At 73.0% G+C, this 11,873-nt stretch carries 8 protein-coding genes; 3 read left to right on the forward strand and 5 right to left on the reverse strand.

The window, feature by feature from the left end; genetic code table 11:
• Nucleotides 1-18: 18 nt before the first annotated feature.
• The 4 genes from ACFU8V_RS13935 to ACFU8V_RS13950 form a co-directional block, all read right to left on the reverse strand.
• On the reverse strand, nucleotides 19-792 hold the full coding sequence (locus ACFU8V_RS13935) for a DNA-formamidopyrimidine glycosylase family protein (RefSeq protein WP_378872164.1): 774 nt from the start codon (nucleotides 790-792) through the stop codon (nucleotides 19-21).
• The gene (locus ACFU8V_RS13940) at nucleotides 792-1,586 is read right to left on the reverse strand and encodes an EI24 domain-containing protein (protein ID WP_378872167.1); all 795 of its coding nucleotides are present in this window, start codon (nucleotides 1,584-1,586) and stop codon (nucleotides 792-794) included. The genes ACFU8V_RS13935 and ACFU8V_RS13940 overlap by 1 nt, the downstream gene beginning before the upstream one ends.
• Nucleotides 1,587-1,632: 46 nt before the next feature.
• Nucleotides 1,633-6,216, reverse strand: coding sequence for an ATP-dependent helicase (locus ACFU8V_RS13945; protein ID WP_378872170.1), 4,584 nt, complete (start codon nucleotides 6,214-6,216; stop codon nucleotides 1,633-1,635).
• Between the two features lie 150 nt (nucleotides 6,217-6,366).
• The gene (locus ACFU8V_RS13950; protein WP_378872173.1) at nucleotides 6,367-7,995 is read right to left on the reverse strand and encodes an ABC-F family ATP-binding cassette domain-containing protein; all 1,629 of its coding nucleotides are present in this window, start codon (nucleotides 7,993-7,995) and stop codon (nucleotides 6,367-6,369) included.
• Nucleotides 7,996-8,278: 283 nt separating this feature from the next.
• On the opposite strand from ACFU8V_RS13950, the gene ACFU8V_RS13955 reads away from it, so the two are divergent.
• On the forward strand, nucleotides 8,279-8,548 hold the full coding sequence (locus ACFU8V_RS13955; protein ID WP_338566683.1) for a hypothetical protein: 270 nt from the start codon (nucleotides 8,279-8,281) through the stop codon (nucleotides 8,546-8,548).
• On the opposite strand, the gene ACFU8V_RS13960 is transcribed toward ACFU8V_RS13955, so the two are convergent.
• Nucleotides 8,521-9,201 (reverse strand): alpha/beta hydrolase, encoded by a 681-nt coding sequence (locus ACFU8V_RS13960; protein ID WP_378872180.1) that lies wholly within the window; start codon nucleotides 9,199-9,201, stop codon nucleotides 8,521-8,523. The two genes, ACFU8V_RS13955 and ACFU8V_RS13960, sit on opposite strands and share 28 nt — an antisense overlap.
• Nucleotides 9,202-9,266: 65 nt before the next feature.
• Here ACFU8V_RS13960 and ACFU8V_RS13965 point away from each other — a divergent pair, with 65 nt between their 5' ends.
• Both ACFU8V_RS13965 and ACFU8V_RS13970 read left to right on the forward strand, forming a co-directional pair.
• Entirely contained in the window at nucleotides 9,267-9,872 is a 606-nt protein-coding gene (locus ACFU8V_RS13965; RefSeq protein WP_025102462.1) for a DUF4916 domain-containing protein, read from the forward strand.
• A gap of 223 nt (nucleotides 9,873-10,095) precedes the next feature.
• A complete protein-coding gene (locus ACFU8V_RS13970) occupies nucleotides 10,096-11,871 on the forward strand; it encodes a hypothetical protein (protein WP_378872184.1) in 1,776 nt (591 codons plus the stop codon).
• Nucleotides 11,872-11,873 lie beyond the last annotated feature (2 nt).

The following is an 11,873-nucleotide window of genomic DNA, read 5'->3' on the forward strand; positions in this document are numbered from 1 at the left end:
CCCGCGGATGGATACGGCTCAACGCTGACATCGAGGGCACCAGAACGTGATCCGCTCGCGGGTCGGATCGGCCCCCAGCTCCCCGCGGCGGATGAGCGTTCCGCAGCGTCGGCAGGGGCGTCCGGCGCGTCCGTAGACCCACGTCGCCTGGCCCGGACGATCGATGCCGGTGAAGGTGCGGTTGCGGCGGTCGCGGTTCGCGCGGATGGTCCGCACGCCCAGGTCGAGGAGGGCGGCGACGTCGACCTCCGGGGCCGGGGTGGTCGGCAGGATTCCGCGGAGGAACAGGAGTTCTGCCGCGTACTCGTTGCCGAAGCCCGCGACGTTGCGCTGATCGAGCAGGGCGACGTGGATGGCCCGGGTGTCGGCGCCGAGTCGTCGCGCGGCCTCGATCGGGTCCCAGTCGGCGGCGAGGGGGTCGGGGCCGAGGTAGCCGACGAGGTCGTCTTCATCGCGGGTGGGGACGACCTCGACGTCGGCGATGTCCACGCCGACCGCCTCGCGCTCCGCCGTGCCCACGATCGCCCGCACCTTGAACGCCGGATGCCGCCACTTCTCACCGGGCCGGTACACGAACCAGGCGCCGTCCATGCGCAGATGCGAATGCAGCGTGCTCTCGCCGATCCGCAGCAGCAGGTGCTTCCCGCGAGGGACGGCGCCCTGCACGCGCTGTCCGGTCAGATCGAGGGTCGCGAAGCGCGGCACGCGGAGGTCGAAGCGCGTGACCTCGCCGCCCGCGAGGGCCTCGTCCAGGCGGCGGGCCGTGCGGAAGACGGTATCGCCCTCAGGCATCAGGCGATCCCGATCGTGCGGTCGTGCCGTCCCGGCGCCGGTGCGGGGGTGGCGACCGCGAGCGGGGTGCGGGCCTGCATGTCGCGCGCCAGCATCGTGCTTCCCGCGACCGCGGCCGGCATCACGGCGACGGCGCCGCCCGGGATGAGGAAGCAGAGCTGGGTGGCGACCCCGAAGCCGAGCACGCGGGCGCGACTGCCGGAGAACAGCGCGGCGCGGGCGGCGGGGCTGAGATCGCGCGCATCGAAGGCTCGACCGGTCAGCTCCCGCGCGAGCAGGCGGCCCGTGAGGACCACGCCGGACACCGCGCCGAGGACGCCGCCGACACCGGGCACGAGGCCGATGAGGAGCACGAGGAGGGCGATGAGGATGCCGAGTACGACCAGTCGGAGACCTTCACCGACGGCGGTCCAGAAACTGCCGCCGTCGGCGGGGGGCGGGTCGCCGAGGTCCTTCTCCACGGCGTGCCAGATCCGCTGGTAGAACGGGTCGCCGATCGTGAGGGTGAGGGCGCTGAACACCGAACTGGCCAGCGCGAGCGCGGCGGCGACCACCACGAGGCTGACCGCGGTCCGCAGGAACCCGCGCCAGGGCTCGACCCATCCGTCGGCGAAGGGGGTGAGCCAGGCCGACAGCGAGGGCATCGACAGGATCAGCGGCACGAGGACGGCGGCGAGGAGCACGAGCGCGATGATCGCGGGGACGAGCCCGAGCGCCATCAGGCCCGGACGGGTGCGCCACACGCCGAAGCCGCGGAACAGGGTGCGGACGCCGGCGGCGAACTCTCGGATCATGGCTCCAGGGTAGGGGTGGGTCGGTGGTGGTCGTGGTGAGTCCGGGTCAGACGGCCTTGCGGAGCGTGAAGCCGCGCGGGGTCTGCACGAAGCCCGCCTCCTGCAGAGCCCGCCCGAGGATCGTGCCGTAGACCCCCTCGCCGTTCACCTTCTCGACGGTGAGGGTGTCGAGGCGGCGGTCCCTGGCCGTCGTCGCGAGGTCGGCGGCGGCGGCCTGCAGGACCTCCTCGTCGTCCGTGAAGCACAGCACTGTCCGTCCGCCGCGCTCGAGCGACAGGACGAGGGCGCCGTCGACGAGCACCACGAGCCCACCGGCCTTGCGCCCCGGGCGATGCGACACGCCCTCGAGCTTCGGCCACCCGAGCGCCGCGCCGTACGGGTTCGCCGGGTCGGTGGCCGCCAGGGTGACGGCCTTCCGCGGCGGCGGATCGGCGACGCCGGCGTACGTGCGGAGGCGGTCGACCGTGGCGGAGGCGGCGAACTGCGCGGCGCCGAGCTTCTCGATCACGTAGCCGCGGCGGCAGTGCCCCGCCTCCTCGAACCCGGCCAGCACGCGGTACGCCTGGGCGAATCCGCCGGGGACGCCCTCCGACTGCACGGCTCCGCGGGTGACCACCCCGTAGCGGTCGAGGAGCAGTCCGGCGGTGACGGTCGCGCGCCGCGCCGGATCGGTCTCGACCTCGGGGAGCAGCGACCAGCGACCGCCGATGGAGGTCGGGCGCGGAGCCGTGCGCGTGAGCGACATGCCGCGATAGGTGCGCGCACGCGGGGCGCGGCGCTTGACCTTGTGGGCCTGGGAGCCCCCGGTCAGCAGCGAGCGGATCGGCGCGAACGTGTCGTTGGTGACGTGCCCGGACCACGTCAGCGACCACAGGGCCTCCAGCACCGACTGCTCGTTCTCGGCGCCGGTCATCTCCTTGAGCTGCGCGGCGAAGTAGGCGCCGCCCGCCGTGAGGGCCGCGAGGAGGCGCGCCTCCAGCGACTCCGCGGCGATCTCCGCGTCCGGATCGGGCAGGGTGAACGGGGCGAGATCGGCCGGGTGCAGCGAGACCCATCCGTCGCGCCCGGGGAGCGTGCCGTGTCCCGACCAGATCACCTCGCCTGCGGCCGTGAGCTCGTCGAGCATCGCCGGGGTGTAGTCACGCACCCGCGACGGCAGGACGAGCGACTCCCAGGCGCTGGCGGGGATCGGGACGCCGGCGAACTGCTCGATCACCGTGAGTACGCCGTCGATGCCCTCCAGGGGTCGACCGAGATGCTGCCAGTCCGGCAGGAACCGCGCATAGGCCTCCGGGGAGACCGGCTCGACGGACCCGCGGATGGCCGCGAGTGACCGCATGCGCAGCCGCCGCAGCACCTCGGTGTCGCACCACTCGATGTCGTCGCCGCTGCCGGCCGCGGTGGGGAGGAAGTACCCGCTCGTGAGGCGGCCGTTCGTCTCCAGGCGTTGCAGGGTGTGCCGGGCGACCGCGTTACCGAGACCGAAGCGCTCGGCGACGGACGCGGTGGTGAACGGGCCGTGGGTGCGGGCGTGACGGGCCACGAGGTCGCCGAGGGGATCCGCCAGGGGCTCGAGGAAGGCCACGGGGATGCCGGTCGGAAGGGCTGCTCCGAGCGCGTCGCGCAGACGCCCGGCGTCCTCGATCGCGGCGACCCTCGCCACCCCGGCGATCGTGACGGGGATGGCCCGCCGCGCGGTCACGAGGTCGTCGAGCAGTCCTGCCGCGGTTGCTCCGCCGGTGGAGTCCGGGTCGAGGCGCGCGGCGACCTCGGCGGCATCGAGCGGGCCGAGCAGCCGGAGCAGGTCGGCGACACCCTCCAGGCCGCGCGCCCGACGCTCCGGGTCGAGGCGCTGGGCCTCGCGCTCGAACTGCGCGATGACGTCAGGGTCGAGGAGCTCGCGCAGTTCGACCGTGCCCAGCAGCTCGCCCAGCAGCGCGGGATCGACGGACAGCGCGGCCGCTCGGCGCTCGGCCAGCGGCGAGTCGCCCTCGTACATGAATGCGCCGACGTAGCCGAAGAGGAGGTCGCGCGCGAACGGCGACGGCTGTCCCGGCTGGGTCTCGACGAGGCGGATGCGGCGGTCGGCGATGCTCGTCGCGAGCTTCCGCAGCGACGGCAGGTCGTAGACGTCCTGCAGCACCTCGCGCAGGGTCTCCAGGATCACGGGGAAGGTGGGATGCCGGCGGGCGACCTCGAGGAGCTGGGCCGAGCGCTGGCGCTGCTGCCACAGCGGCGTGCGGCGGTTGGGGTTCGTGCGGGGCATGAGCAGCGCCCGCGCGGCGCACTCGCGGAACCGCGAGGCGAACAGCGCCGAACCGCCGACCTCCTGCGTGACGAGCTGCTCGAGCTCGTCCGGATCGAACACGAAGAGCTCCGCACCGGGCGGCTCGGACTCTGCGTCGGGGATGCGGACGATGATGCCGTCGTCGCTCGCCACCGCGGAGCCCTCGACGCCGAGACGCTCCCGCACGCGCGCATTGATGGCGAGCGCCCAGGGAGCATGCACCTTCATGCCGTACGGGGAATGCAGGATGACCCGCCAGTCGCCGACCTCGTCGTGTCCGCGCTCCACGGTGAGCGTACGGTCCGTCGGGAGGGTGCCGGTGGCCTCCCGCTGCTCGGAGAGATGCGCGAGGAGGTTGGCGCGCGCCTGCTCGTCGAGTCCGGCCGCGATGAGCCGCTGCTCCGCCTTCTCCGGCTTCGCGGCGGACACCTCGCGGGAGAACGCCCCGAGGGCCTCGCCCAGCTCGAACGGGCGGCCGATGCCGTCGCCGTGCCAGAACGGCACCTTGCCGGGCTGGCCGTAGGCGGGGATGACGTTGACGCGGTCGTGGGTGATCTCGGCGATGCGCCAGCTCGTGGTGCCCAGGGTGAACACGTCGCCGACCCGGGACTCGTAGACCATCTCCTCGTCGAGCTCGCCCACCCGGGCACCCGTGGACTCGCCGGCGACGAAGACGCCGAACAGCCCCCGGTCGGGGATGGTGCCGCCGCTGGTGACCGCGATCCGCTGTGCCCCCGGGCGGCCCGTGAGCGTGCCGGCGTCGCGATCCCAGACGAGGCGCGGGCGCAGCTCGGCGAACTCGTCGGAGGGGAAGCGGCCGGCCAGCAGGTCGAGCGTGGCCTCGTACGCGGAGCGGGGGAGCGATTGGAACGGGGCGGAACGGCGGACGGTCTCGAACCACTCCTCGACGCTGATCGCTCCGAGAGCGCTGGCCGCGACGGTCTGCTGGGCGAGGATGTCGAGCGGGTTCCGCGGCACCTGGATGGCCTCGATCTTCCCCGCGAGCATCCGCTCCGTCACGATCGCGGTGTGCAGCACGTCCCCGCGGTGCTTGGGGAACAGGGCCGCGCGGCTGATCTCGCCGACCTGGTGCCCGGCCCGTCCCACGCGCTGGAGCCCGGAGGCCGCGGACGGCGGTGCCTCGACCTGGATCACGAGGTCGACGGCGCCCATGTCGATGCCGAGCTCCAGGCTGCTCGTGGCGACCACGCAGCGGAGCACCCCCGACTTCAGCTCCTCCTCGACCTGCGCGCGCTGCTCCTTCGACACCGAGCCGTGGTGAGCCTTGGCGAGCACGGGATCGGCGCCGGCGGTCGACCCCGCCTGTGCCATCATCGCGGCGGGCACGGTCGGCTCCGGAAGAGCGACCCCGATCCGCTCCGCATAGATCTCGTTCAACCGTCCGGTCAGCCGTTCGGCGAGGCGGCGGGAGTTCGCGAAGACGATGGTCGAGTTGTTCTGGAGGATGCGGTCGACGATCGCCTCCTCGACGTGCGGCCACACCGAGCCGGTGACCTCGGTGTACTCCGCATCGATCCCCGGGGCCTCCGGCGGCGCCCCGGGCGGGGGTGGCGGGTTGGTCATGTCGTCCATCGGCACGACGACGCCGAGCTCGAAGGTCTTCGATGCCGGGGGAGCGACGATCTCGACCGGGTCGGCGCCGCCGAGGAAGCGCGCGACCTCGTCGATCGGGCGGACGGTGGCCGAGAGGCCGATGCGCTGCGCCGCGGTCTCCGCGCCGTGGGAGCGGCGGAGGGCGTCGAGGCGCTCCAGGCTCACCGCGAGGTGCGCGCCGCGCTTGGTGGCGGCGACCGCGTGCACCTCGTCGATGATGACCGTGTGCACGTCGCGCAGGGTGTCGCCGGCCCGGCTCGTGAGCATGAGGTACAGCGACTCGGGCGTCGTGATGAGGATGTCGGGCGGATCGGACACGAGCTTGCGGCGATCGCTCGACGTGGTGTCACCGGAGCGGACGCCCACCGTGATGCCGGGGGCGGTGAGACCGAGTCGCCGCGCGGACTGCCCGATGCCGATGAGGGGCGAGCGCAGGTTGCGCTCCACGTCGACGCCGAGGGCCTTGAGCGGGGAGATGTACAGGATCCGCGTGCGGGACCCGTCCTTCTTCGGCTCCTCCGAGAGTTCGGCGCGCTCGCGGAACACGCTGTCGATCGCCCAGAGGAACGCCGACAGGGTCTTGCCGGAGCCCGTCGGAGCGACGACGAGGGCGTGCTTGCCGGCGGAGATCGCCTCCCACGCCCCCGCCTGTGCCGGCGTGGGTGCGGTGAAGGCACCCCGGAACCAGTCCTGTGTGGCCGGGGTGAAGCGGTCGAGCACGTCGCTCATGCCTCCATCATTCCCGACCCCACCGACATCCGGCCCGGACCTTGACACCCGGCTGCGCCACCCGCACGACCTCGTTCCGCCCGCACGACGGAACCACGGTTCCGGTCGTGCGGGCGGACCCGGGTCGTGCAGACGGAACGACGGATGACGTCACCCGACCTCCCGCAACCCGCCGTCGGCATCGATCTCCAGGGTGAGGTCGAGGTCGAGCCGGGCGAGGAAGGCGTCGTCGTGACTCACGACGAGCACCGCCCCGCGGTACGCCCGCAGCGCCTCGACGAGCTGGTCGACCGTGTCGAGGTCGAGGTTGTTCGTCGGCTCGTCGAGGACGACGAGGTGCGGAGCCGGATCCGTGAGGAGTAGCCGGGCCAAGGCGACCCGGAACCTCTCCCCGCCGGAGAGCGCCGACACCGGGCGGTCGGTCGTCCCGCCCCGGATGAGGAACCGGGCGAGCCGATTGCGGAGCTCCTTCTCCGGGACCTGGGGTGCCGCGGCGGCCACGTTCTCGAACACGGACAGGCCCTCGTCGAGACCGTCCACCCGCTGCGGCAGGTAGCCGATCCGGTCGGTGAGCGCCTCCGCCCGGAGCTCCGGCCGCTCCCGCGCCTCGTCTCCGGAGTCGGGCGCGGCGCCGGAGACCAACCGCTCCAGCAGCGTCGTCTTGCCGGCGCCGTTGCGGCCGATGAGGGCCACGCGCTCGGGACCCTGGATCACCCACGACCGCTCCGGTCCGCCGAGCTCGGCGATCCGCCGGCTCCGCGACACGTCGGGGTCCGGCAGCTCGATCTTCATCGAGGCGTCGGAGCGGACCCGTCGCCCCGCGGCATCGTGTGCCGCGCGGGCCGCGTCCTCCTTCGCGCCGACCTCGGTGCGCAGCCTCCCCGCGGACACCTCGGCGGCCATCTTCCGACCGTGCGCGACGATCTTCGGGACGCGCTTCTCGACCTCGGCCTTCTTGGCGGTCCGGGCCCGATGGGCGAGCTTGACCTCGGCCTCGATCCGCTGCCGCTTCTCCTTGCGGAGCACCTGGGCGGCGGCGACCTCGGCCTGCTTCGCCGCGTCCTGCTCCGCGTCGAGCCACGCGCGCCACTCGGAGTAGGGGCCGCCGAACACGGAGAGGTTCCTTCCGTACAGCTCGGCGGTGTCGTCCATGAGCTCGAGCAGAGCGAGGTCGTGGCTCACGACGATGAGCGTGCCCTTCCAGGACTGCACCATCGCGGCGAGGGCCGCCCTGGCGTCGCGGTCGAGGTTGTTCGTCGGCTCGTCGAGGAGGGTGATGGGAGCCCGGCGCAGCCGGATGCCGGCGATCGCGACGAGCACGGCCTCCCCTCCGGACAGCTCACCGACCGTGCGGTCGAGGAAGGCGGGGGCGAGCCCGGCCTCCGCGAGGGAGGCCTCCGCCCGCGCCTCGATGTCCCAGTCGTCGCCGACCGCGTCGAAGTGCGCGGGGTCGACGTCACCGGCGGTGATGGCCCGCACGGCATCGAGGGCGGCCGTCACCCCGAGGAGGTCGGACACCCGACGGTCCACGTCGAGGGTGAGCTGCTGGGGGAGGAAGGCGACCTCGCCCGAGGTGGTGAGCGTTCCGGAGGTGGGGGCGAGCTCCCCGGCGATCAGCCGGAGCAGCGTGGACTTGCCGGCGCCGTTGCGGCCGACCAGTCCCGTGCGCCCGGCGCCGAAGGCTCCGGACACGCCGTCGAGGGCGACCGTGCCGTCGGGCCAGGTGAGGGAGAGGCGGTCGAGGACGACGGCGGCGTGCGAGGAAGAGGGCTGTGACATGGGGTGTCTCCTGTCGAGTGCGAGGGTGCACTGACACCGAGCCCCTGCCGGACCGTGGAGTCACGGAAGCGGAGGAGGGCGTCTGCCGGGGAGTCGGCGATCGTCGGGTCAGCGCGCGAGAAGAGGGGCGCGGAGGCGACGATTCAGATCAAAGGACTTCCAGACACGGCGGACAGGACGCCACGACGATACCCGGGCGTGTCGCGCCGCGCAACTCCCGGGCGTGTCGCCGGTCCGCCGCGCGGGGGATGCGGGGCCGCGGGACGGCTCGTACCGTGGAGGCATGGCAGACGATCGGAACCCCAGTCCCGACGAGATGCGCGCACGGACGGGCCTCGGCATCGGTCTCGCGCTCGGCGTGGCCATCGGCGTCTCGATGGGGATGGCGCTGGGCAACTGGATCCTCGGCATCGGGATCGGTCTCGCGATCGGCGTCGCCCTGTCCGTGGCCTTCCGGGGTTCCGGGGGCGGCAGGGGAGACGGCGCGCAGGACGATGTCGACGACCCGGGCTCCGCCGACGGCGCTCAGGACGGCCGGGACCCCTCCGCCTGATCCGCGCCGATCCCCTCGACCCAGGTCGTGAGGAACCGGTGCACGTCGCCGAGCTCCTCCTCGGAGATGCTGTGGGTCAGTCCGCTGTAGACGCGACCGGACAGGGACGTGTGCGCGGGGAGCCATTGCGCCGTGTGGGCGATCAGCGGCGCGGGGATGACGTCGTCGTGCGAACCGCGGCCCCAGAACACCGGGGGGCTGACCTCCGCGAGGTGCGCATCGCCGGGGAGGGGGTCCGGAGCGGCGTATCCGCTCAGCGCGACGACCGCACCGAACCGCTCGGGGGCCAGCCGCAGAGCCTGCAGCGACACCGCGGCGCCCTGGGAGAACCCGAGCAGCGCCACCGACGGCGCGTCCGCCGCGGCGTCGTCGAGCCAGCGCAGGAACGCCTCCGCCGCGAGGGTGACGGCGGTGGAGCTGCGTCCGTCGAGCCCCTCGATCGGGTACCAGGAGCGACCCGGGGTCGGCCACGGCGGCGTCAGCGGTGCGGCGACCGAGGCCACGGCGACGCCGGCGGGGAGATACGGGACGAGGCCGAAGAGGTCGTGCTCGTCGGCGCCGTACCCGTGCAGCAGCACGAGCAGCGGGAGCCCGGCGCGGTCGGTGTGCGACCAGCGCGTCGCCGCATCGTCGATCGTCAGGTTCTCGGTCACACCGTCATCCTGCCAGGGCTCGCGCCGGTGCTGCCATCGACGAGGACGGCTGGTAGAAAGGAGGCATGGCGGTGCGCACACCCGATCCGGAGCCGGAGCCCGAAGACGAGGGCCTCGGTTCGTTCCGCGATGCGAACCCGCCGGTGCCGGATGCGAATCCCGGCTGGCTGAGCGACGTCGAGCTGGAAGAGGCGCGGCGCCACCTTCCGATGCTCTACGTCGAGGCGATCCCCGTGCGCACGGACGGCTCCGGTCAGGTCACCGAGATCGGCGTGCTGCTGCGGTCCACCCCGCTCGGCGAGATCACACGCACGATCGTGTCGGGCCGCGTGCGCTTCGGCGAGACGATCCGCGACGCGCTGTTCCGCCACGTCGAGAACGACCTCGGGCCCATGGCCTTCCCGCTCCTGCCGCCGCAGCCGCTGCCGTTCACGGTGGCCGAGTACTTCCCGATCCCGGGGGTGAGCGCGTATCACGACGACCGTCAGCACGCCGTCTCCCTCGCCTTCGTGGTGCCCGTGACCGGGACGTGCGAGCCGCGCCAGGACGCCCTCGAGGTGACGTGGTTCTCCCCGGAGGCCGCCGCCTCCGACGCCGTCGCCGCCGAGATGGAGGGCGGCCGCGGCACCCTCATCCGCCACGCGCTCGCCAGCCTCGGCCTCCTCCGCTGACCCCCCCCCTTTTTCCTCCGTCTTCTCCCCGAGACCCCGGGTTCGCGTCGAGACCCCGGCTACGCCGCGCGCTGAAGGCGGGGTCTCGGCGAGAACCGGGGGCCTCGGCGGAAGATGAAAGCTTGTCTTCGGAGCCGCGGAACCGGTATTCATGACGAAGGTGATCTGCTCAGAACGCCCTGATCCGCGCGGTCGATGACCGCGTCCGTCCCGAAGGATGCCCATGGCGTTCGCCGCTCCGCTCCGCCGTCTCCGTGCGCTGGCCGTCACGGTCGCCGCCGCCCTCCTCGCCTCCGGTCTGGTCTTCGTCGCGACACCCGCGACCGCAGCCACGACCGCGCTCGACCCGGCCTTCCCCGGCGTCGCGGAAGCGCTCCCCACCGCGGTCGCCGCGGCTGCGGACATCGCCGCGTCTCCCGGCCAGGCCGACCCCGAGAGCACCGCCACCGTCTCCGGTCGCGTCACGTTCCCGACCGGCGTCGACGTCTCGCGGGGCCGCACCTTCGTCGCGGCCTACGCTCCCGGCGCCGGAGTCCCCGTCGCGGCCGCTGCTGTCACCGACGGCTCGTACTCCCTGCGCGTGCCGCAGGGCGACGTCGTCCTCGGTGTGGTGTCCGAGGGGCGCGCCGTCTTCGATCAGGGCGGTCCGCAGAGCGGCGAGGTCCTGGCGGTCGGGGCCGAGGGCGTCGTCCGCGACGTGCAGCTCGAGCGCTCGGCCCTGATCTCCGGAAGCGTGACCGCGCCGAAGGGGACCGATATCACCGGGCAGCGCGTCGTCGTCGCCGTCTACCCGGTCTCGGGGGCGGGGACCGTGGTGGGTGCCGCCGTCCCCGTGACCGACGCCGGCACCTTCGCCGTCGGCGGACTGCCCGCGGGCGCATATCGCGTGGCCTTCGTCTCGGGAGCTGCGGGAGCGGTCTCGGAGTGGTGGGACGATGCTCCTCGTTTCGAGAAGGCGCGGACCATCACGCTCGCCGCCGGGGCCACGCAGTCCGGAGTCGTCGCCGCGCTCGAGCCGCTGCACCGCATGGAGACCTCCGTTCCCACGATCAACGGGACGGCGACGGTCGGACAGACGCTCCGTGCGGCGCCGGGGGTGTGGACGTCGGGCGCCGCGCTCGGATACCAGTGGTACGCGAACGGCGTCGCGATCTCGAAGGCCACCGCGTCGTCGCTCACCCTCACCACCGCGCACGCCGGAGCCCGCATCACCGTGCGCGTGACCGGGAAGAAGGCGGCCTTCGCGTCGGCGACCGTCGCGTCGGCGGCGACGTCGGCCGTGCTGCGGGTGCTGACCGCGCCGACCCCCGCGATCACCGGCACCGCCACGGTCGGACAGACGCTCAACGTCAAGACCGGGACGTGGACGGCGGGGACGCGGTTGACCTACCAGTGGTACGTCGACGGCGTGGCCGTCGCCCGAGCGACCGGGACCTCCTTCAAGATCCCGTCCTCCGCGGCGCTGAAGCCGGTGACGGTCGTCGTCTCCGGGACCAAGTCGGGGTACGCCGCAGCATCGAAGCGCTCGAAGCCGACGGCCGCCGTCAAGGGGATCCTCTCCGCGCCGACGCCCCGGATCACCGGCTCCGCGATCGTGGGCTCCCGTCTCACGGCGGTCGCGTCGACGTGGACCGGCGGCACGCGGCTGAGCTACCAGTGGTACCTGAACGGTCGCGCGATCGCGCGGGCGACCGGCTCCACGCTGGTCGTCACGGCGGCCATGGTGAAGTCCAGGATCACGGTCAAGGTCACCGGGACGAAGAGCGGCTACGTCACGGCCGCGCGCACCTCCGCGCAGACCGCTGCCGTGACGTATCCCGCTCGCACCACGCCGGTCTCCACGTGGAACTGCCCTGCCTGGGCTCCCATCAAAGGCAACGCGCAGTCGATGATCTACCACGTGCGGAGCGGGGCGTACTACGCGAAGACCAAGCCCGAGGTGTGCTTCTCCACGGAGAGCGCCGCCGTCAAGGCCGGTTACCGCAAGTCGAAGCGGTAGCC

This window comes from Microbacterium sp. NPDC057658 (genome assembly GCF_042799975.1).
Lineage (GTDB): Bacteria > Actinomycetota > Actinomycetes > Actinomycetales > Microbacteriaceae > Microbacterium.

What these genes read in the sequence shown, in the direction of transcription:
- ACFU8V_RS13935 (WP_378872164.1), bottom strand. Translation starts at nt 792, where the DNA reads ATGCCTGAGGGCGATACCGTCTTCCGCACGGCCCGCCGCCTGGACGAG.
- ACFU8V_RS13940 (WP_378872167.1), bottom strand. Translation starts at nt 1,586, where the DNA reads ATGATCCGAGAGTTCGCCGCCGGCGTCCGCACCCTGTTCCGCGGCTTC.
- ACFU8V_RS13945 (WP_378872170.1), bottom strand. Translation starts at nt 6,216, where the DNA reads ATGAGCGACGTGCTCGACCGCTTCACCCCGGCCACACAGGACTGGTTC.
- ACFU8V_RS13950 (WP_378872173.1), bottom strand. Translation starts at nt 7,995, where the DNA reads ATGTCACAGCCCTCTTCCTCGCACGCCGCCGTCGTCCTCGACCGCCTC.
- ACFU8V_RS13955 (WP_338566683.1), top strand. Translation starts at nt 8,279, where the DNA reads ATGGCAGACGATCGGAACCCCAGTCCCGACGAGATGCGCGCACGGACG.
- ACFU8V_RS13965 (WP_025102462.1), top strand. Translation starts at nt 9,267, where the DNA reads ATGGCGGTGCGCACACCCGATCCGGAGCCGGAGCCCGAAGACGAGGGC.
- ACFU8V_RS13970 (WP_378872184.1), top strand. Translation starts at nt 10,096, where the DNA reads ATGGCGTTCGCCGCTCCGCTCCGCCGTCTCCGTGCGCTGGCCGTCACG.